General features: G+C 45.8%; 13 protein-coding genes and 1 other annotated feature. Of the genes, 5 read left to right on the top strand and 8 right to left on the bottom strand.

The window, feature by feature from the left end; genetic code table 11:
- Nucleotides 1-96: 96 nt before the first annotated feature.
- The 3 genes from MHB37_RS08265 to pheS all read right to left on the bottom strand — a co-directional run bounded on the left by MHB37_RS08265 (nt 97) and on the right by pheS (nt 6,017).
- Entirely contained in the window at nt 97-2,214 is a 2,118-nt protein-coding gene (locus MHB37_RS08265; RefSeq protein WP_405169585.1) for a hypothetical protein, read from the bottom strand.
- Nucleotides 2,215-2,419: 205 nt separating this feature from the next.
- Nucleotides 2,420-4,864 (bottom strand): phenylalanine--tRNA ligase subunit beta, encoded by a 2,445-nt coding sequence (gene pheT, locus MHB37_RS08260; protein WP_405169139.1) that lies wholly within the window; start codon nt 4,862-4,864, stop codon nt 2,420-2,422.
- A gap of 118 nt (nt 4,865-4,982) precedes the next feature.
- A complete protein-coding gene (gene pheS, locus MHB37_RS08255; RefSeq protein WP_076126387.1) occupies nt 4,983-6,017 on the bottom strand; it encodes a phenylalanine--tRNA ligase subunit alpha in 1,035 nt (344 codons plus the stop codon).
- 60 nt (nt 6,018-6,077) lie between these two features.
- Nucleotides 6,078-6,363, bottom strand: a binding site (T-box leader).
- 265 nt (nt 6,364-6,628) lie between these two features.
- Here pheS and MHB37_RS08250 point away from each other — a divergent pair.
- The 5 genes from MHB37_RS08250 to MHB37_RS08230 all read left to right on the top strand — a co-directional run bounded on the left by MHB37_RS08250 (nt 6,629) and on the right by MHB37_RS08230 (nt 14,566).
- Nucleotides 6,629-9,190 (top strand): hypothetical protein, encoded by a 2,562-nt coding sequence (locus MHB37_RS08250; protein ID WP_405169138.1) that lies wholly within the window; start codon nt 6,629-6,631, stop codon nt 9,188-9,190.
- Nucleotides 9,191-9,214: 24 nt separating this feature from the next.
- Complete coding sequence (locus MHB37_RS08245) at nt 9,215-10,675, top strand: efflux RND transporter periplasmic adaptor subunit (protein ID WP_405169137.1); 1,461 nt, start codon at nt 9,215-9,217, stop codon at nt 10,673-10,675.
- Entirely contained in the window at nt 10,672-11,370 is a 699-nt protein-coding gene (locus MHB37_RS08240) for an ABC transporter ATP-binding protein (RefSeq protein ID WP_076135911.1), read from the top strand. Before MHB37_RS08245 ends, MHB37_RS08240 begins: the two co-directional genes overlap by 4 nt.
- Nucleotides 11,367-12,539 (top strand): ABC transporter permease, encoded by a 1,173-nt coding sequence (locus MHB37_RS08235; protein WP_405169136.1) that lies wholly within the window; start codon nt 11,367-11,369, stop codon nt 12,537-12,539. Before MHB37_RS08240 ends, MHB37_RS08235 begins: the two co-directional genes overlap by 4 nt.
- A 413-nt stretch (nt 12,540-12,952) precedes the next feature.
- Nucleotides 12,953-14,566, top strand: a complete 1,614-nt coding sequence (locus MHB37_RS08230; protein ID WP_076218458.1) for a sensor domain-containing diguanylate cyclase — start codon at nt 12,953-12,955, stop codon at nt 14,564-14,566.
- A 61-nt stretch (nt 14,567-14,627) separates the two neighbouring features.
- On the opposite strand, the gene pulA is transcribed toward MHB37_RS08230, so the two are convergent.
- The 5 genes from pulA to glcT form a co-directional block, all read right to left on the bottom strand.
- The gene (gene pulA / locus MHB37_RS08225) at nt 14,628-17,015 is read right to left on the bottom strand and encodes a type I pullulanase (RefSeq protein ID WP_340012151.1); all 2,388 of its coding nucleotides are present in this window, start codon (nt 17,013-17,015) and stop codon (nt 14,628-14,630) included.
- A 380-nt stretch (nt 17,016-17,395) separates the two neighbouring features.
- On the bottom strand, nt 17,396-19,108 hold the full coding sequence (gene ptsP / locus MHB37_RS08220; RefSeq protein WP_076126376.1) for a phosphoenolpyruvate--protein phosphotransferase: 1,713 nt from the start codon (nt 19,106-19,108) through the stop codon (nt 17,396-17,398).
- Entirely contained in the window at nt 19,101-19,376 is a 276-nt protein-coding gene (locus MHB37_RS08215) for an HPr family phosphocarrier protein (RefSeq protein ID WP_076126374.1), read from the bottom strand. The genes ptsP and MHB37_RS08215 overlap by 8 nt, the downstream gene beginning before the upstream one ends.
- A gap of 98 nt (nt 19,377-19,474) precedes the next feature.
- On the bottom strand, nt 19,475-21,544 hold the full coding sequence (gene ptsG / locus MHB37_RS08210; RefSeq protein WP_076135917.1) for a glucose-specific PTS transporter subunit IIBC: 2,070 nt from the start codon (nt 21,542-21,544) through the stop codon (nt 19,475-19,477).
- Between the two features lie 265 nt (nt 21,545-21,809).
- The gene (glcT, locus tag MHB37_RS08205; RefSeq protein ID WP_076126370.1) at nt 21,810-22,688 is read right to left on the bottom strand and encodes a glucose PTS transporter transcription antiterminator GlcT; all 879 of its coding nucleotides are present in this window, start codon (nt 22,686-22,688) and stop codon (nt 21,810-21,812) included.
- Between the last annotated feature and the right edge of the window lie 330 nt (nt 22,689-23,018).

Here is a 23,018-nt window from a genome sequence, read left to right as displayed (position 1 = left end):
CGGCTGTTTTTTTAATTTGAGCTCATTAATAAAGAGAGCTGACCCGAAATAGATCTCTCTACTCATCAGGTCAGCTCTCTTACTTGCATCCGGCACTCAACTGTCTTGCTCGATCAGTTGAATCCATTCATTATATTCATTTTGTAGCTTGGCATATTCCTCTTTAAGGTTACGATGCTCATCTGTCAGCTTGTCAAGCTCTTCCTGACGCATTTCAAACTGGAGCTGCAACAAACGAAGCTGTCCTTGAACCATTTCATAGCTTTCACCAACTTCACCTAGCTGCTGAAGCACTTCGCTACGTTCACGATCAATAGCTTCCTGCTTCATTTCAGCCTCACCGGCTTCCTGCTGCCAAATGTCGATCTCCTCACGCAGCTTCGCTTCGAGATCCGTCCACTGCAGCTGCTGATCGGATAGTTCCTCGTACTTATGCTTCCAGGAAGCTCCGTACGCCTCTGCTTCCTTCAGCACTTCCTGTTGCTCAGCAACAGTAGCAGCAGCTTCACGACTAGCTTCAGATAACTCTTCTAAGCGTCGTGTTGCCTCTTCGCCTTCTTCCTGCAACAGTTGATATCTTTCCTGCAGGCGTTCTCCTTCTTGCAGTACATCGTCGTATTGAGCAATCAATTCCTCATAACGAACACGAAGCGCAGACAATTCCTTCTGAGCCTGCACACCTTGCTCCCGAAGTACCGCTGTTTCGCGTTCTGCATCTGTACGAAGCTGAACCTCCTGATCCAGCTGCTGTACTAATCCATCGGCTTGCCCACGTAGCGTGTCGATCTCTTTCTGGAGCAACACGGATTTCTCCTCAGACTCCAGCAGATTCATTTCCAGTTCACCAATATCTTCCATGCGTTTATCCGAAAGCTCCTGCCAGTTAGCCGCCTCTGCTGCTGATCCCGCAAGCTCTTCCTGAACACGGTGCAGATTTTCACTCGTCTCCTGTAGTGACGCTCTTAGCTCTGTAGCTTCATTCTGTGACTGTTGATAACGCTGGCGTAACTCTTCCAGCTCCTCATTCAACAGTGTGCCCAGCTCAGTAGCCGTGCGCAGCTCTTCACTGAGCTGTTCTTCACGTTTAACAATCGCTTCATATTGTCCAAGAAGCGTCTGTCTTGCATCTCGTTCACTCTTAAGACTGGCTTCAGCCGCACGTAATCTGGACTGAAGTTGCCCTGTCCCACCACGAAGCTCAGCCAGCTGTTTTTCCAGCTCTTGAATATTTTGCTTATGTCTATGCTCTTGAGTGCCTTGTGACTGCCGCAGTTCCTTATTCTTGGTTTGTTCCCGCTGCAGTGCTTCACGTTCTTCCGCCAGCTCTTTGCCTAACTTCGCTTTGGTACTCTCAAGCTCTTTACCTAAGGTCAACTTGGTATCTTCAAGCTCCTTACCTAACGTCAACTTGGTATCCTCAAGCTCCTTACCCAGCGTCAATCTGGTATCTTCGAGTTCTTTACCTAATGTAGACTTGGTAACCTCAAGCTCTTCCTCCAGTGTTGACTTGGTCACGGTCAGCTCAAGCTGCAGAGCAGACAGCGTGTCTGTCTTCTCCTTGGTCAGCGTCTCCCGGATGTTCTCCAGCTCTTGCAGATGAGCAGCCTTCTGCTCCTCCAGCTGCTGCAAACGGATGGCTTCCGCCTTCGCCAGTTCCTGCCGCTGGTGTTCACGACTAGCTGCCTGCTCTTCTTCGTAGCTTGTCCGCAGTGCTTGCAGCTCTATCTCACGCTCAAGCAATTCTTCTTCCAGCTTCTTGCGTGCAGCTTCCACAGCTTGCACTGCCTCCTGAAGCTGTTCCGCATGTACCTTGCGTTCATTCTCCTGAATCTCCAAATGCCGCTTACGTTCTTCCTCCGCAGCAGCAATCAGTCGCCCAGCCTCTTCTTTGGCCGCAGCTTCAAGTCGCTCGAATTCTTCTTGCCGCTCCCGCTGTACCTCCAGCAGGCGAGATACTTCCAATCGCAGTTCACTGCGTTCACCTGTCATCATGTTTAGTTCATTTTTGAAGTCCTGAACCTGAATAGCCTGCTCCGCCATATGTACAGCTGCAAGCACCGCTATACGCGGTGTGTCCAGTCTGGTGTGAGATTTAGAAATCGTGCGCATATGTTCATCAACATAACGGGCCACTTGTTTCATATATTCAGTACTGCTTCCGACGAGTTTATAGGAAGTTCCGTATATCTCCACGGCGACACGTGTCCGGTCCATAGCCACAGTTGTGCCCTCCTTTGTATGTGTGCGGATTCTAAGCTAGTTTCACTTCTTCTATTGTAGCTTTTTTGGTAAGCATTTGGCAAAATCCCTAATATTCAATAGATTATGGCTGATATTCTCCGCTTTGCACTCTACCTAGAAAAAGCCGCAGCGAATCTCAGTTTCTAAATGGATTCGCTGCGGCTTTACACAATTCCTGCTACTTTCTTAATTCTGCACCAAAAGTTTGTTGAAGAGATGCTAATACCTTCTCATGCACCTCTCCTACTTCCTCATCAGTCAGTGTATGTTCACTATGACGATACAGCAGTGAGATCGCGATGCTCTTCTTTCCATTCTCCAGCTTACCACCAGTATAAACGTCAAATACCTGTACGGACTGGAGCAAAGAACCTCCGTTATCGCGGATGGAAGCTAGCAGATCGCCCGCTGGTACAGCGGAATCCACGACCACAGCAATATCCCGCTCCATTCCTGGGAAACGCGGAAGCTCATTATATTGCAAACGGCTTTGCGCACTTTCATATAACGGCTGCAATAAAATTTCTGCCGCATAAGTATCCACCAGATCCAGCTGTCTTTGCAGATCCGGATGAATCTGTCCCATCGTTCCGATCTTCACACGACCCTCGTTTCCGAGTAAATATACCGACGCGGAACGCCCAGGATGATATCCTTCTGGACTATCTCCTACATAGACGATTTTATCGGTCAGCCCTAAATGAGCAAATACAGTTTCCAGCGCACCCTTCAAATCAAAGAAGTCCACAGGCTGTGCCGAAACATTCCATTGCTTCACTGTTAAGCTTCCGCTAAGCAGCAGCCCCAGCACCGGCAGTTCGCGTGGCTGACGAGTCAACTGTTCTTCATCCGTGAAGAAGACGTTGCCGATTTCAAACAATGCCAAGTCGCTTTGACGACGATTGGTATTGTAGCTGGCAATATCCAAGAGTTGTGGTAGAAGGCTGGTACGCAGTACGCTGCGTTCTTCACTCATCGGCATAGCCAGCTTCACCGCTACTGCTCCTTCTGATAACTCAGGGAACATTGTGCTTTGTTGCGGCTGGATGAAGGAGTAACCCATCATCTCTTGGTAACCGCCATGTGACAATAGGCGACGCAGTTCACGACGGAGCGCTTGCTTGTGAGTTAGTGCTCCTGGCGTTGTAATTCCTTCAATTAGAGTCGTTGGAATATTGTCATACCCGTACAGGCGGGCAATTTCTTCAATAAGATCAACATCATAGCTGATATCGCCACGTCTGGTTGGGACTTGAACTTCAATCAGCCCTTGTGCGGTATCTCCACATTTGAAATGTAGACGGCCAAACAATGTCTTCACTTCCAACAAGGACAAATCCGTTCCCAGATAACGATTCAGTTTCTCTAAGGACAAGGTGAGAACCTTCTCTTGAACAGCGTCAGTTCCTGCTTGCACGATGCCTTCATGGACCGATCCGCCAGCATAACGTGCAATCAGTACGGCTGCACGGTTCAATGCAGGAATAACTGCACTTGGATCCACTTCCTTCTCGAAACGAAGGGAGGCTTCCGAGCGAAGTCCCAATTGACGCGAGGTTTTACGAATCGTTCCTCCATCAAACTTAGCAGATTCCAGAACAAGGTTTACCGTCTCAGCAGTAACCTCTGTATCCCGTCCACCCATTACTCCGGCCAGACCTACAGCTTTTACTCCATCAGCGATAACGAGCATTTGCGGCTCTAGCTTACGCTCTTGACCGTCAAGTGTAACCAAAACTTCACCTTCATGGGCAAGACGAACGCCGAGTTCTCCACCTTGTACTTTATCTGCATCAAAAGCATGCAGCGGCTGTCCATATTCCAGCATCACATAATTGGTAATGTCCACAATATTATTAATTGGACGAACCCCAGCAGCCATCAGACGATTCTGAATCCACAGCGGTGATGGTGCAGGTTTAACACCTGCAATATAACGAACTGCATAATGGCTGCAGTATTCTTCATCTTCAATCTTGACGGAAATGGAATCCGCAGCAGGACCACTGATCTCAATCATTTCGCTTTTTGGATCAGGTAATTTAACTTCACGCCCAAGAATTGCACTTACTTCATAAGCAGCACCAATCATGCTGAGGCAATCTGAACGGTTCGGAGTCAGATCGAATTCCAGAATCTCGTCATCTAAGCCGAGGACCTTGGAAATATCCTGACCAATCTCTGTCCCTTCAGGCAGCACAAGAATACCTTCTTGTTGCTCTTTTGGAAGCAATTTATCATTCAGTCCCAATTCTTTGGCCGAACAGATCATTCCTTGCGACAGGACACCGCGCAGCTTGGCTTTTTTGATATCCAGTCCTGGCAGCTTTGCGCCAACCATTGCTACAGGTACAGTTTGACCTGCAGCTACATTTTTTGCGCCGCAAACGATTTGTAGCTCCTCATCTTGGCCCACATCCACGATACATACGTTCAGCTTGTCTGCATCAGGATGTTTTTCCTTTGATTTCACATAGCCGGTTACGATGCCGGAAATACCTTTATTGCGGCGCTCTACGCCGTCAATCTCAATGCCGGCAGCGGTAATCTTCTCCGCTAGCTGTTCGGCGGTTACTCCTTCAATCGATGTATAATCAGCCAACCATCCGGTTGATACTTTCATATCCGCTCACTTCCTTTATGTTTCAGATGTATTTATTTCACTGTCGTTCGCGCTGCTTCCTGTGGGAGAACGCTCCAAAGCCATTCTCCGCCACTATCAGCCAGCGCGCCCACAAAAACTAAACGCCCTTGAATTGCTTCACAAAACTCATGTCATTACTATAGAAATGTCGGATGTCATCGATGCCGTATTTAAGCATTGCAATCCGCTCTACACCCATTCCGAAAGCAAAGCCGCTGTACTCAGCAGGATCATAGCCACCCATTTTCAGTACATTTGGATGCACCATACCTGCGCCAAGGATTTCTAACCATCCGCTTTGCTTGCATAGTCTGCAGCCATCGCCGCCACATTTGAAGCAGCTTACATCTACTTCAACACTTGGCTCAGTGAATGGGAAAAAGCTCGGACGAAGACGAATGCCTGTATTCGGTCCAAACATCTCCTGCACAAATTGTTGCAGGGTGCCCTTCAGATCACTCATTCGAATGTTACTTCCAATGACCAAACCTTCGATTTGGTGGAACTGGAAGGAATGCGTTGCATCATCATCATCACGGCGGAATACTTTACCCGGGCAGATGATTTTTACCGGAGCTTCACCGTTCATAGCCTGCATAGTACGAATCTGTACCGGCGAGGTTTGTGTGCGCATTAACAGGTCATCCGTTAAATAGAAAGAATCCTGCATATCACGTGCCGGGTGATTCTTAGGCAAATTTAGAGCTTCAAAGTTATAATAATCGGTCTCTACTTCCGGGCCTTCAGCTACACGGTAGCCCATGCCGATAAAAATATCCTCAATCTCCTGTACGACTCTGCTAAGCGGGTGAATGCCCCCTTGCTGCATACGGCGACCCGGTAAGGTTACGTCTACTTTTTCAGCCTGCAGACGTTGCTGGGTTTCCTGCTCTTGAAAAGCCTCCTGCTTCGCGCCGATAATCTCCTCAATAGCACTGCGAACCTGATTCGCTACTTGCCCGATTACCGGACGTTCCTCAGCACTAAGTCCTCCCATACCGCGCAGAACCTCTGTAAGCTCACCTTTTTTACCGAGATACTTCACTCTTAGATCATTTAGTACCTGCGGATCCATAACCTCCTGCAGCTTAGCCAGCGCTTCAACCTTTAATGCTTCCAACTTCTCTTTCATGGCCGTGTACAGCCCCCTTCAATCATTGTCTAGTTCAACAAAAAAAGGCCTTTCCTCCCGGTAAGGGACGAAAAGACCGTGGTACCACCCTTGTTAGACAAGCTGATCTATTCCCCTTAAGAGCTTCATTCCCTCTTTTGGCTGGACAGATACCTATCTCACTTTATACAGAAATAACGGTCTGTGACCGGTATCCCCTACCCTTCCCTATTAGACAGCTTAAGGAATTCAGGGAACTGCTCCGGAGTGAACTTCGACAGCTCTGCTTCTTAGAAACGCTCTCAATCCGCGGCGTCTCCTCCCTGTAAGTCAGGCACTGTGTACTCTTCTCCATCACTGCATTTCACAATTCATGCTAATTGTCAGGTATCTCTTTACTACAAGAGATATGTCTCTTTATTATATGCAAAATCTGTCGTTTTGACAAGCTGGACAAAATTAGGCTAATTTTTATCTTCTTTTAAGCTGGCTTTAAGCTTCAGAGCCATTTTTCCAACTTTTTTTCAGCTAACATTCAGCGGGGCTTGATAATTTCCATTACTAGGAAGGCTTGCTTATCCACTCGGGTGCACCTTCGCAGACTATTAACTATCCTATTGGGAGGAAATCAAATGCATGTACGGAGAATAAAAGTAGCCGCGGTGCTGCTAAGCACAGCTGTACTTAGCCAGTTTGCAGCGTATGGAGCTCATACCGCTTGGGCCGGGACTACATCCACCAAAATAGCAACAACAGCTTCCGTATCCGCTCTGGATAAACTAGGCTCCATAGCCTTGAAGACTAACATCAGCGCAAAGCTGACGGATGTCAGCTTATTAACTCAGGATGGCGGAAATATTCTTACATACACACTCAGCTACTCTAATGGAAGCAACGCTAGCCTCAATCTGGTGGACTTTTTCTCCAAAGTAACTACTAGCGGCGGTACAGTTATTCAAGGAAGCCCTATTACCAGCAGTGCAACCATCAAATCCATTGCCGCGAAAAGCAGTCAATCTATCACCTACTATGTAAACATCGGCAAATCCACCTCTTTAAACGGGGTCAAAATTTCATTGTACGGATGGGACTTCAACACCACCGATTATCAAAAAAAGCTAGGGAACTTCACCGTACCCACAGGATATTCACAAGCTGTCGCCAGAGGGCAGAGTAAAAAGATCACCCTAAACAATCTCCCTGTAACCACCAAGGCAGAGAGCCTGCAAATTTATAAATATAACGGTAAGGTCTATGCCAAGGTTGGCGTTAGCTTCACTAATCAAGGAACCAAGGTACTCAGTGATACTGGACTTAAAGGATACCTCGCTTCCGCTGGAGGATCTGTATTTGAACTCGCACTTGATGACACCAGCACCAGCTATAAAGTACAGCCTCAGGAAAAGAAGACGATCTACTATTTGACGGAAATCCCTTCTTATATGAAGACAGACAACATGGCGCTGCAATTTGCCGGAGAAGATGCCTCATTAAAAATAGCGTTGCCGGTTGTCGCCTACAATCTCCCCGCTGCAACAACACCGGATCTTGTCGTAGCCAGCAATGTCACGAAGAAGCTTACAATCAGCAATAATACAGTCGAAACACAGTTGAAAACGGCTAACGTCTATGCTGACAATGGCAACGCAAAGTGGACACTACAGTTCCGCATCAAAAATAGCGGCAACAAAGCAGTGAATGTGCCTGCCTATGAACTTGCTATTAAAGCCGCTGAAGGGTATAGCTTTCCGGTAGATACGAAGGGTTTTGCCAGCCTAACATTGAAACCGCTTGAAGAAAAGATTATTGAACTCAGCGCAGATGTACCACTCACACTCAATCAAGGAACATTGCAGCTGCAAATGACTGAGCCGGCTGCTGAGGGCAAGATCATTTTTCCTACCGCCTATTATCAGATCCCTTACACGCTGCAAACTAACAATTGGCAGGACACGGAATACCCCATTGAGAACAGTCACGGTACATTTGTTGTCAAAATTGCAAACATTCAAAGACTCCCTTGGTCTGACAAAGACCAGATCGTGGCTAAAATCAACATCCGCAACACTAAATCAACCTCTGTTCAGCTTCCTGCGCTTACAAGTGTCGTCAAAGCTGGAGAAAGTGACATCAGCAGCACTTCCCAGGTTGTCTCAGAAAGTACGCAAACCATCCTCGGTCCAAATGAATCGGCTGCTGTGTATGTCGTAGCCAATGTTCCTTATAGCTATACTTTCAATCAATTAAAAATCACCCTGCAAGAAACTTCAGGTGAAAATAAGCTTAACTTCCTTTCTCTAAGTACTACCCAACTGGACAGCCGGGTACAGAGTGTTGCAGCTGAAAATTCTTTCCATCTTGAGCTTGAAGGTAAAAAAGCGGAATTACTTGTACGCCGGACCCTCGTGTACCCAGGTACAGATTCAAATCTCTTGTACACAGAACTAGAAATGAACAGTGAGGAATCGCGTAAATCCGAACAGGCTCAACTCGTAGCCTATTACAAAACACAAGACAATCAATATTATGAAGCCGAAGTCACCCAGTCCAAAACCTCCACCAGTCCTAACGGAAAAAGTCTGGTCACACTCTGGAGTAAGCTCCCTCTAGGTATAGATCCAGCGAACCTTGTCCTTTATATCGGGGAGGGTGTTTCAGAAGGCAAGCTTACCGCTCCTGACGGCCAATCGACGGGTTACATCAATACGGTATCACTTGGACTGAACCAGCTGGGAGTGGAGCCCAAAGGCAATCTTTTGAACGTGGAAATGTTTCCTTATACCCTATCCGTTACAAATGCAGTCGCCACCGTCACCGCTGGTAAAGATACGCTCAGCACTGTCCTAACCTACAACATGTCAGCCAGCACGCTTTATGAATCAGGCACCTACGAGCACAAACTGGTGTTGGAGCTGATTGACCCCTTAGGACAAAGCATGGAAAAAACATTAACACTTGGCACAGATCTACAATTAGGTAACTTCAAGTCGTACACCACAACCTTCACAAGCAGCCTGTACAAAACACTGGGTGGCGGCGCAATCCGGTTGAATCTATACGACGAATTCCAAGGCCATCGAAATCTGCTGGGAACACAAACCTATGTCGTCACTTATCAGGGGGCATCAACGACTTCGAACAGCAACTCTACTTCTGGCACAGATCCAGACACCAGCAATACATCCGGCAATTAATATGATGAGCTAGGGAGGATAGAAATGAAGAAGAAAAAAATAGTGTTCTGGACTCTTGGAGTAGTAGTTGTAGCCACAGCAGGAATGCTGGTGTATACATTGTTACCTGATAAGAACAGTCAAGCCGCTGAAGTGCCTATTAATACAGCTACCGTTACAAAGGGCGATATCGTAGTTAGTGTATCCGGAGCCGGCTCCGTGATTGCTACAGAAACTGGTAAAGTAAAAACGAAGGACAGCGGGACCGCAGCTGAGGTTCTTGTCAAAGAGGGCGATCTCGTGAAAAAAGGCCAGACTTTGATTACCTTTGAAGGCAATGATCTGAGTGACAATCTCAAGCAGGAGCAAACTTCACTTGCCTCGCTTGAGACCGATCTTGAGGACAAGCAGGAGCAATATAAGAAGCTGGCCGTGGCAGGTGCATCAGAAGATGAGCTAGGCAATGCCAAACGTTCGATTGAAAAGGCCAAAACCGACATTTCGGCGCAACAGGAAAAAATAGCTTCTGTCCAAGAAGATATGCTTCCTCCTGATCCGTTAACGGCTCCTATTGATGGAACTGTAACGACAGTTAATATTGCAAGCGGCGAAAAAGCCATGGACGGCTCTGAACTCATCGACATTACCGATTATGCTAATTTAAGTGTAGTTGTGCAGGTGGATGAGCTTGATATTCCTACTGTAAAGCTAGGGATGCCTGCCACTATTTCATTGGATGCTCTGCCTGATACGGAATTCAAGGGAACGGTTACGAAAATAGCTAATGAGGGCACCGCCTCAAACGGTGTTTCCCTCTTCGATGTTACCATAGGTCTAACAAGCTCCGAAGGTGCTCTTGTTGGAATGTCTGCGGAAGTTTCAGTAACCACTGCTGAGAAAAAGGATGTATTAACAGTACCTATTGAAGCTGTACAAGAAAGAAACGGAAAATACACAGTTTCTATTCCTCTAGCAGCGGGTTCAGCCGCAACTTCCAAAACTGCTGGCGAGGGCCAAGTACCAATGCCTAGCGGTGCCCCTGACGCTCGCGGCGGCGCTATGCCCAGCGGGGCTCCTGACGCCCGCGACGGCGCTATGCCCAGCGGGGCTCCTGACGCTCGCGGCGGCGCTATGCCCAGCGGGGCTCCTGATGCTCGCGGCGGCGCTATGCCCAGCGGGGCTCCTGACGCTCGCAGCGGCGCTGCCGGTGGAAGAAATCGCGGCAATAGCTCAGGACAGATGGTCACTGTCGAAGTGGGTCTCCATGATGAGAGCAGCATTGAAATTGTCAGCGGACTCCATGAAGGGGACCAGGTGATCATCCCTACCGTAATCTCTACGAAAACCGGAACAACCAGCACGGAAACGGAAACTAGAGGTGGTATGGGCGGTATGGGTGGCGCTGGCTTCGGCGGCAGTGGCTTTAGTGGGGGTGGCGGCTTCACCGGAGGTGGCGCTGGTGGTATGGGCAGCGCACCAGGTGGTGGCGGAGGTGGCGGCAGATGAGTGCTTCAGCACCTCTGATCGAAGTTCACGACATGTCCCACGGCTACACAATGGCCGGAGAAACCATGACGGTCTTAAATAGCCTTTCCTTTACAATTGATCTGGGGGAGTTCGTAGCTATTATTGGTCCCTCCGGTTCTGGTAAATCAACACTCATGAATATGCTTGGTTGCCTCGATATCTCCGATGAAGGAAGTTATCTTCTAGATGGACAAGAGGTTCGCAAGTTATCCGACAATAAGCTCGCAACGATCCGCAATGAGAAGATCGGCTTTATCTTTCAAAATTTCAACCTGCTCCCCAAGCTGTCAGCCATTGAAAATGTGGAGCTGCCATTGATTTATCGTGGCCTCCCCCATCGGGAAAGAAGACAACTAGCACAGGAAGCACTCATTAAAGTAGGGCTGGAGGATCGGATGCATCACCGCCCTTCTGAGCTTTCGGGAGGACAGCAACAGCGGGTAGCGATTGCCCGGGCTATGGCGGGATCTCCCCCTATTCTACTCGCCGATGAACCAACCGGGGCACTGGATACGCGAACAGGGCAGGAAGTCATGCAAATGATACGTGAGTTGAATAAGCAAGGACATACCATTATCCTTATCACACATGATCTGGAAATAGCTAAACAAGCGGAGCGGATTATTCGTATTCAGGATGGCAACCTCGTGGAAGATCGGAGGAATGCGGGGTGAAATTGTACCAAAGCATGCGAATGGCCCTGAAGAGCATCAACAGCAGTAAGGTTAGAGCGTTTTTAACGATGCTTGGGATTATTATTGGAGTCTCTTCGGTCATCATTCTTGTTTCTGTTGGACAAGGAACTACTTCACAGATCACAGAGCAGCTAAACGGACTAGGCACAAACCAACTCACTGTAAACATTACTGGCCGTGGGGCGACTACCTCTCTCACCTATGAGGAAGCCCTTGCTCTAGGGGATATAGAGGGTATAGCAAATGTAGCTCCTGTGATCAGCGGCAATGCTACAGCCAAGAAGAAAACGGACAACGTTAGTGTAACTGTAGAAGGAATCACCCCCTCTTATGAGGAGGTTAAGGATTTTCATGTACAGGCGGGCCGCTTCTTGCTTGATATTGATAACGAATACCGGCAAAAGGTAGCGTTGATCGGTTCAGGTACGGCCGAAGATTTATTCGGTACAGATAATCCTGTAGGGCAGAAGGTCCAGTTAAACGGGATTAGCTATAAAATCGTTGGGCTTTTAGAAACAAAAGGCTCCAGTCTAAGTGGTTCCAACGACGATATCATACTAATTCCTATAAGCACGGCAGAACGCCAATTAAAAAGCAAAGGCGTACGTTCCATCACCATTAAGACAACTTCAGCAGATACTGTAGCAGCTGCAAAAGAAAAACTGGAAAGTACGCTTGATGCTAAATTCAATTATGCGGATAATGCTTTTAGTGTGTTTGATTCTCAGGAAATGCTGGAAACTGTCAATTCCACAACAGATACACTTTCCATGGCGCTTGCAGGCATAGCAGGCATCTCACTTTTTGTCGGCGGCATCGGAATCATGAACATCATGATCGTATCTGTCAATGAAAGAACACGTGAGATTGGTATCCGTAAAGCAATTGGTGCCAAAAAATTCGATATCCTCGCTCAATTCATGATTGAATCCATCGTGCTCAGCGGTTTGGGTGGGGTGCTTGGGGTCGGCATTGGTATCGCGGGCAGTTGGCTGCTGGGGAAATACTCTGCACTTACAGTTTCCATTGCTTGGGATATGGTACTGATTTCTTTTATTTTCTCCTTACTCATCGGCGTGATTTTTGGAATGATGCCTGCGAACAAAGCCGCACGACTTCGCCCCATTCACGCACTGCGTAACGAATAATGAATGATTAGCTGTCCTATAGTCATTAAGATGACTAAGGGCAGTTTTTTTCAGCAGCTGTAAAAGGTATCATTTATGCTCGAGTTGGGTAATAGGAACCATCGGTTTGAATATAGATAATTCAATAGGCCCATACACTAAACTTTAAATTTTGTCATTTTGATTATTATCTGAGTAAAGATTGCTCTATAAGCAGCACGTCCTATATACTTGATATACTAGAAACTACCATTTACTCACACGTACACTTTCCTATGTTTTCCCACTATGTATACAACACCTCTTTTATCCCAAAAGCACCTTCAAACATCAGTGAATGTATTAAATTACGCCTGACCATAGATTGCGTTCTGCAGGTTCTACTTAAGCAGCAATAGATTTTCTTAATCATCTTATACAGGGAGAAGATGACTGTGGCAGGATTCTTTGAGTTCAAGGTAACACGCAAACTATTCTATGTCTTCGCTGCAATCTCCGTCCTTCTGGTTGGGATCAGCGTCGCCTCGCTACTCTATTTAAATTACACGATTAATAGATTGTCAGATTCTCTTTATGATGATATATATCAGAACTCTAAGCTTATACTGAGCGCCGATCGTGATCTGCATCAAGCCGCTGTAGCCTTGCAAATCGCAATGGGTCCAAACCTAACAGCCGCAGAAGATGAACAGTTCACTAAGGAATTTATAGATAATAATCTTCAAGCGGAGGAACGAATAAGTGTAGCAAGATCAAATATCAACGCTATAAAAAACCCTTACAGTGATATGAAACAAAGTGGAATTATCCTTTCCGAATTAAAAAACGAGCTCAGCTCCTTCGAAACTACCATTATCAAATGGAAAAATTCAGGGTATACGCTAATAACAGAACGGACGAAGAGCAGCTGGAACCCAGATTCATATTCTGCACTCACCCTAAACTCGCAATTCAATGAAGCTAGGGCACATCTCGATCAAGCAGAGGACTTGATTGGCAACTACGCCTTGCAAGTAACGGATGGATTTGGAGATAAAAAAAGCGCTTTGTTCTCTCTTTATTCACTCCTCTTATTTGTGTTTCTCCTAGTTATTATTTACCTTGGACGCAAAATCATCTGGCTCCAGAATGAAATGCTGGAAGAACAAACACTTTATCAGCTTATCGGTGAAACCATGTCTGATTTCATTATTTTGACGGATCCCAACGGGTTGATTCTATATGCTTCTCCCTCACACTCCAGTATTCTAGGTTATGTGCCTAAAAAAGGAGATCCGTTATCCAACTACATACGTGAACCGGAAATTGCCTGGGCTAAATTAAAAAGTGTTGTTCAGGGAACTCCGCGTATTTCTGAACTGCGCATGCGCGGAGCAGAAGGCCAATGGGTATGGCTTGAAACTAAGGTGTCACCTGTTCTCGGCAGCCGTAAATTCCCAGCACAATTTATGCTATTATCTCGGGAAATTACCCAGCGAAAACAATACGAAGAACGACTACATAAGCTAGCCTTCTATGACCATTTAACAGCGATTCCCAACAGGGCTCATTTCAAAATGTATATGGAGAACCTTATCACCCAACCCGAAGGACGGAGGCAAAATATTGCGCTTGCCCTGCTGGACTGTGATAGATTCAAGCAGCTAAATGATACCTTAGGCCATCTGGCTGGAGACGAATTTCTTCAGCTGCTCTCCCGTGAACTTCAGCATACGGTTAAAGGAATAGGTCAGGCCTTCCGGATCGGCGGAGATGAGTTCGCAGTTGTACTGCATCGATTCACTTCTCCAGAGATGCTTGATGAAACACTGCAGCGGTTACTTAAACTGTTCAACAAGTCTTGGTCTGTTGATAACGGGTCCAGCTTCCATACCTCCGCGAGTATCGGAGTCGCTTTATTTCCTGAACACGGAAGCAGTATTAATGAACTGCTGCGTGCCGCCGATTTGGCGATGTATCGCTCCAAAGACCATGGTGGCAATAAAGCCAATCTCTACTACGAGCTTGTGGACGAAGGGTTAGCTAACCAGACCATTGTAAAACCATAAGAGCAAATAAAAAGCTGTCTCAGGAAAAATCAACCCTGAAACAGCTTTTTTTGTATGGCCTCTAACTGCTTAACCGAAGATGATCTTCTGAAATTTCGTCAATCTCCTGATCACGATCCCGAACTAAGACCTTGGTTAACTCTCCATTCGTAGAACAATCAATGAAACGGTCTCCGTCCCCATCTTTTTCTTCCCAATCATTAAGCCGCAAAATATATCCGATAGTTTGGGTATCTGGCAGCACTTCGATGCGGGCTACTGCACGCCCGTTCTCCATATAACGGAAATCGCATTGTCCATCCTGGATTCCTGTATCCCAAACCCAAAGATTCCAGCCTTGGTAATTCTGATCTGGGCGTTCATAGTGTATTTCGATAATTTTAGAGCGTGGGGCTGGCTCACCACATTCATCATAAAGGACCATCATCGACAACCCTTCCACCTCTACCTCATTGCCTTCGATTCTGCGGATGGCTTCTATCCCGGCACGGGTATGGTCTACTACTACGTTCCAACTATCAGCAACCTCAGGAAGTGATACCGACATCCGGTCATTATTAGCATTGAAGACAACGGTAATATTATTCCAGAGATCACCTCCTGCATGGCTTCTAAGCAGATACGATACTATTCCGCCATCACAACGCAGAAATTCTAAGGAGCGTTCAATTTCCTGGCGGCCATGCAGACGAAATGCCGGATGTGTACGCCGCAGCTCGATCAGACCTTTATAATATTGAAATACGGGCTTAAATGCACTTTTCATATTCCAGCGGATCGAGTTGACCGCATCACCGCTGCGGTAGCTGTTATGATCTCCAAATTTACTGCGCAGGAGCTCATCTCCAGCATGCAGGAAAGGAATCCCCTGCGAGGTCAGAATAATTCCGTTAGCAAGCAAGGATCGACGTATAGTTGCATTACCGAGAATATTCTCCTGATCTACATTCACGTATGGATTGGCAAGGGCCACTGCCTCTTCCAGATCTTCGTTATCCATGTTAGCGATTACCGGAAAATCAGCTTCCTGACTCCCTCCTTGAACGATAAGCATCTTATCCCATAAATTCAAATTATCATGGGCAGTTACATAGTTCACCGATTCCACAGGCGAGTCCGTAAACTCATGAATTGCTCCTTTAATTCCGGCTGCAATAGCACCTTCTTTGCCGTATTCGCCTGTCACGAACCCTCTTCCGAAGCCATCACTATCCCCTTTGATCGCTGAACGGAAGTTATCGTTGAAGACAGCATAGCCCTTGCCCCGCTGTACACCTTTTAGCGTTTTAGTGGCCAGCGGAGAATCTCCACCCGTCCAAGGTTCACCGTAAAGCAACAGATTCGGATTCACTTCTAGCCGAAGCTCTTCGGTAATCTCCCGCATGGTAACACTGTCCATCAGTCCCATTAGATCAAACCGGAAACCATCCATATGATATTCCGAAGCCCAATAGGATAAGGAGTCCTTAATAAATTTACGGACCATCGGACGTTCTGTAGCCAGCTCATTGCCAACCCCGGAGCCATTCGACAAACGTCCCGTAAAATCGCGGCGATAGAAATAATCTGGGACAAGCGGCTCAAAGGGGCCATTCTCCACAGCATACGTATGGTTGTAAACGACATCCATAATTACCGCGATCCCGCGGCTGTGTAAGGCCTGCACCATCTCTTTAAATTCACGAATCCGCAAGCCAGGATTGGCAGGATCGGTGCTGTAAGATCCTTCAGGTACATTATAATGCTGGGGATCATACCCCCAATTGTAGTCCACATTAGTTATGGAGGAACCCCGATTGACCACCTTCAGCTCATCCACGGTCTGAAAATCAAATACCGGCATCAGATGTACATGGGTAATCCCTAATTCAGCCAGATGATCAATCCCCACTGTATTTCCTGCCGAATCCTTTAATCCAAATTCGGTAAATGCTTTGAATTTACCCTTATAATGCATACCTGAGCTCTCATGTGAGGAGAAGTCACGAACATGCAGTTCATAAATCACTGCGTCGGCAGGATGCTGTAACGGAGGCGCTACATCCTGATCCCAATGTTCTGGATTCGTATCCTGCAAATTAACGATTGCTGATCTTAAACCATTTGCAGATACCGCTGTTGCATAAGGATCTACTGCTTCCGTCACATTGCCATCTGCAAAAACAGCACGGTACATATAATATTTCCCTTTTAGATCACCTGATAACTTGGTCTGCCAGACTCCACCATTACTACGCTGCATATATACAATACGACCATTGTCCATAGCACTCTTAGGTGACTCAGTATTCAATTGATGCCCACCTGTTTCGTACAGTACAAGGGACACAGCAAGTGCCGTAGGTGCCCAGACTTTAAATACACTGTACTCCGTTGAATACCTCAAGCCTAAATCCTTGCCCTCGTAGACTTCCATCATCAATTCTGCATTTATATAATTTTTACTCATGAATTAACACCACCCTATGGCTCCCCACCTAACCTGTGGGGTTGCTTATAAGTCCATATATTACCAATTTATTTCATATTAATACTTGCACAGCGCTGCAAGTCAGCAAATGGAGTATAAACTTTCTATGGATCCTTACTATTATATGTACGACATATTTATAGGTTTGGGTTCCTTATCGACTTTATGCTCATTACTAATACTATCGGTATAGACATCTGCGCAATAAAGAAAATAAACAGTGAACAGTAAATGAGGTCGAATTATAGAAAATTAAAGGTTAAAAAACATAAAAAAGCCGACCTCCAGCCATCGGAAGTCGGCAATAGTAGTTGGAAAAACAGTAGAACGCTAAAACGGATTAATGCATGCGTAAAAAGTTACTTAGCGATACTTTGAACAAGCGCAGCGACTTCTTCAGCCGTGCCAAGCTGCAACGCTTTTGCAGCCAAATCCTTCATGTCGGCAGCCGACAATTTAGATATTTGACTACGCGCTGGCAAAATGGAAGTTGCACTCATGCTGAATTCGTCGAGACCAAGACCCAGTAGCAGCGGAATAGCTGTTGCGTCACCAGCCATTTCACCACACATCCCCGTCCATTTACCTTCTGCATGGGCTGCATCAATTACATTTTTGACCAAACGCAGGATGGCTGGATTGTAAGGCTGATACAGGTAAGATACCTGTTCATTCATACGGTCCGCAGCCATTGTATATTGAATAAGATCATTCGTACCGATACTGAAGAAATCAACTTCCTTAGCAAACTGGTCAGCCAGTACAGCAGTTGATGGAATCTCAACCATTATGCCAAGCTGAATGTTGTCTGATACTTCCTTACCTTCTTCCCGAAGCTTAGCTTTCTCTTCGAGCAAAAGATCACGTGCAGCACGGAATTCACCAAGCGTAGCTATCATAGGGAACATAATGCGAAGATCCCCGTGAACACTCGCTCTTAGTAACGCGCGTAATTGAGTACGGAAAATATCCTGACGATCCAGGCAAAGACGGATCGCACGGAAACCAAGGAAAGGATTCATTTCCTTCGGAAGGTCAAGATAAGGCAGCTCTTTATCGCCACCGATATCCAGGGTACGTACGACTACCGGCTTACCCTTCATGTTCTCAAGTACAGTACGGTAGGCGTTATATTGAATTTCCTCAGAAGGCAGCTTATCGCGACCCATGTAAAGGAACTCAGTGCGGTACAGACCTACACCTTCGCCACCATTCTCAATGACACCATTCACATCATTTGGTGTACCAATATTGGCAGCTAGCTCAACATGTTTACCGTCTGCTGATACTGTAGGTTCGTCGCGAAGTTTCTTCCATTCTGCGATTTGCAAGTCGTAAGCTTCCTGCTTGCGAGTGTACTCTGCCACTTCAGCTTCGCTAGGATTGATCAGAACGTCTCCGTTCAGACCATCGACAATCACCAAATCGCCAGAATTCACTTCTGACAGAACCGTTTTAGTTCCAACAACCGCTGGAATTTCCAAAGAACGGGCCATAATTGCAGAGTGAGAAGTCCGTCCACCGATGTTCGTTGTGAAGCCTTTAACGAACTTACGATTAAGCTGTGCTGTATCCGATGGTGTTAGATCTTGAGCAATCACGATTACTTCTTCACTGATTTCTGCAGGACTTACATAATGAATGCCCAGCAGGTGGTTCAGCAAGCGCTTGGTAACATCACGCATGTCAGCTGCACGTTCCTGCAGATAGGCACTCTTCATATTTTCGAACATCTCAATGAATTGCGTAGCCACTTCGTTTAGCGCATAGTCCGCGTTAACCGATTCCTCACGGATTTTATCAATTACAGGATTGATCAGCTCTGGGTCATCAAGAATAAGCAGATGTGATTCGAAAATCTCAGCCTTCTTCTCCCCCAGCTCTGCCAAAGTACGCTCTTTAATCGTTTGCAGCTCCACTCTTGATTTGGCGAGTGCATCATTCAACTTAGCGACTTCTGCTTCAGTATCACTGATACTTGTCTTCGTAATCGTATAATCCGGATGTTTCAGGATAAAAGCACGGGCTACTGCAATCCCTGCTGAAGCCGCGATTCCTGAAATCTTATTCATGGATTTCCCCTAGCCCTTCTTTAATCATTACTTCTTGAAGAGCGTTCAAAGCTTCTGCTTCTTCGCTTCCTTCAGTAATCAAAGACAAAGTATCTCCAGCTTCAAGACCCAATGACAATACGCCAAGAATGGATTTCAAAGTTACTTTTTTACCTTTAGCTTCTGCATATGCTTCTGTACCTTTGAATTTTGTTGCTGTATTTACCAAGGCAGTTGCTGGACGTGCGTGAATTCCATCTTCATCGACAATTCTGAATGTTTTTTGCATAATATTATCCAACTCGCTTTCTGTTATTAAAGTATTTTAAATTTATAGTGAAAGCTTCGCTTCCTTGTATGAACAAGGAAGCATCGGCCCTTGCACTTTTACTGAATCGTAATGATGTCTTGGTCTCCTATAGAAACCTTACCCGGCTTCTTCAATGTTACAGAAGAGCCTTCTGGTAAATTAGAGAAAATAACAGGTGAGATTACAGAAGGTGCATGTGCTTTTACATACTCTAAATCCACTTCCATAATCGGTTGTCCAGCCGCTACAAGATCGCCCTCTTCAACTAATACCGTGAAGCCTTGACCTTTAAGCTTAACCGTATTAACCCCAATATGAACGAGCACTTCCTTGCCTCCGTCAGACATAATACCGATGGCATGTTTGCTCGGGAACACGTTAAATACCTTACCGTAAACCGGTGAAGCAATCTTCCCATCTTCGGATAGGAACGCGAAGCCGTCGCCCGTCATTTTTTGGGAGAATACTGGATCTGGCACCTCTGTGATATCCAACAACTCACCGTTTACTGGAGATACGATATCTTCCTTGATAATCGCTTCACCAGCTTCACCTGCCTGTTGTTCTTCTTCTGGCTCTGGAGTAACCACTACTGGAGCTGCTGAAGCCGCAGGTGTCTTTCCGTTAATCACATCTTGAATCTGCGATTTAATCGTATCTGAACGTGTGCCAAAAATCGCTTGAACGTTATTACCCACTTCCAGCACACCTGATGCACCAAGTTTCTTAAGACGGTTCTTGTCTACACCTGCCTTATCTTTAACTTCAACACGAAGGCGGGTAATACAAGCATCTAGATGAGTGATGTTTTCTTTACCACCTAGAGCGGACAAAATGTTCCGCGGTAGATCATCACCGGCTCTGGAGACAGACTCCGTATTCACTTCTTCTTCTTCATTCGTATCTTCTTCACGACCCGGTGTCATAAGATTGAATTTCCGAATTACAAACCGGAAGCCGAAGTAATAAATTAAGGCAAGGACCAGACCTACCGGAATGACCAGCCACCAAGCTGTACGGTTCGGGATAATACCGAAGAGCACAAAATCGATAAAGCCACCCGAGAATGTCATGCCGATTTTAACATCCAGAATATGCATAGTCATAAAGGACAGACCTGCAAACACAGCATGTACAGCGAACAGCAACGGAGCCACGAATAGGAACGAGAATTCGAGCGGCTCAGTAATCCCTGTCAAGAACGATGTCAATGCCGCGGAAATCATCAAACTTCCGACGATCTTTTTATTCTGAGGTTTAGCTTCATGATAGATAGCCAAAGCCGCTGCTGGAAGACCAAACATCATGAATGGATATTTACCTGTAGTAAATGTCCCTGCTGTGAAGTCTACTCCATCGCGAAGCTGCTGCATGAAGATCCGTTGGTCACCACGTACCAATTCTCCAGCTTTATCAACGTAGGTACCAAATTCATACCAGAATGGAGAGTAGAAAATGTGATGCAGTCCAAAAGGAATGAGCGAACGTTCGATCGTTCCGAAGATAAACGCTGCAAGCGTTTTGTTCGTATCAATCATACTTTGTGACACATAGTTCAGACCATGTTGAATAGGTGGCCATACTATTGTCAGTAACAAACCCAAGATTAGAGCTGTTACCGCCGTCATGATCGGTACGAAACGTTTACCTGCGAAGAAACCTAGGTAAGAAGGAAGCTCAATTTTGAAGAATCGCTTGTACATGGCCGAAGCCAATATACCGACGAGTATACCTCCAAACACCCCTGTTTGCAGTGTTGGAATCCCTAATACGCTGGCATACGAGAAGTCGCCTTGGCTCAGGACGTAATCATTAACGCCAATAACTGTACCCATCGTAATGTTCATTACGAGGAAACCGATAATGGCAGCTAGACCCGCAACACCTTCCCCGCCGGCTAAACCTATCGCAACCCCCACCGCGAAGAGTAAGGCTAGATTATCAAATACAATTTGTCCTGAGTTCATCAATACGTTGGCAACAGCCTGAACAACATGGTTCTCCAGTGCTGGAACATATTGCAGGAAGTCTGGGTTTACCAGCATGTTTCCTATTCCAAGAAGCAAACCTGCCGCAGGCAGAATAGCTACTGGAAGCATCAGAGCTTTACCAACTCTTTGTAAAACACCAAACAACTTTTTAAACATTTAGGTTACTCCTTTCATTAATTTCACTAAAACAGATGCCAAAAAAGGCATGAGCAACACAGTATAGGAGTTGTAATCTAACGCTATCGTTAGATTGCCCCAAGAAGGGGGTTAACAACCAAAATACTGTAATTCACTCATGCCTGATCGAATCAGTTACACGCTCGATATTCTGTTTTGTTGATGACAGTGAACATTGTAGCATCGTTTTTTTTAAGTGGCAAGCGTTTTTTTTGAAACCATGATTTGTTACAACTTTTGCACTTTAAGGAGCTTCACCATTCTTGTCCATATCTTGTTCGTCCACTTTTTTCTGAGCAATACGCTGCAGGTGAATCGTCAAATAACTTACCTCAGCTTGATACACGGGAATTCGCACACGCTGTTCGATAATTTTTGTTAATTTCCAAGCCAACGAATACATCTCAGGATACTCCCGTTTCATGAGTCCATCCAGGGTTGAGGTCTCTTGTACCGCCTCTCCACGGCGTAATCTTTCTAGAACGAATCGCAGATGGGTTACCAGTCTTGAGTAATCAAGTGAATCACGTGGGATTCGATAGTCCAGATAATTCTCGACTAACCCAACCAGCTCTCCAATCAAGAGAGAATGTTGTCTAACCTCGGAAATTTGCCTATTACTAAGTGCGCTGACAATATGAAGAGCCACAAAACCTATCTCATCCACCGGCAATTCCACGCCCATAGCCTCATTGATCCGTCCAATCGCATATTCTGCCATCTTATATTCCTCAGGATAAATCTCCTTAGTTTCATACAAAAATGGATTATGAATTGGGATATCTTGTTCAAAACGACGGATAGCAAAGGAAATATGGTCGGTAAGTGCAATGTGAATATGCTCATTAAGCGGCTGACGGCTACAATGCATAATATGTAATACTATTTCTTGAACGACCTCAATCAACTTCTCATCCACTTGGGGAAGAAGCTGTTTATATTGTTCCTGCTCCTCCTGGCTGCGAAGAATAAACATCTTCTCCACGGAGGATAGATTAATCTGATCACGCAGCTTGCGGTTAAACCCTATCCCTTTACCGATAACTACAACCTCGGAATATTGAGGATGCTGGGCAATGATAACGTTGTTATTCAACACCTTCGCCACTGTTATGCTACTCATTTTTGACACCTCTTTTATTTCTAAACACCTAACTTACAGCAGCATACGCAATAAGAAATCGTACGATGAATACAAGCTTTGCTACCATCATAACACCAAGAATTGCATATTAGAAGAACACTCTGTGTCCTTACTAAGCTAGTAGATCAGAGTGAACAGCCTTAAAGGCTTTTATTTTACCTGAAAAAATCTTTAAACACCAGTGAAAGCGTCGATGTCTATATATACAATAATTCCCACGGGATGCCGATAAGCTATAAAGCTTCATCAAAAATCACCTGTAAACGCATGAGCTTTTTATCATGTTGTCTAATTTAGATCAAAACAGAT

It is taken from the genome of Paenibacillus sp. FSL H3-0286, from assembly GCF_045040705.1.
Lineage (GTDB): Bacteria > Bacillota > Bacilli > Paenibacillales > Paenibacillaceae > Paenibacillus_AQ > Paenibacillus_AQ odorifer.
Note: the sequence above shows the minus strand (reverse complement) of the source record. Positions and strands in the feature narration are given on the sequence as shown.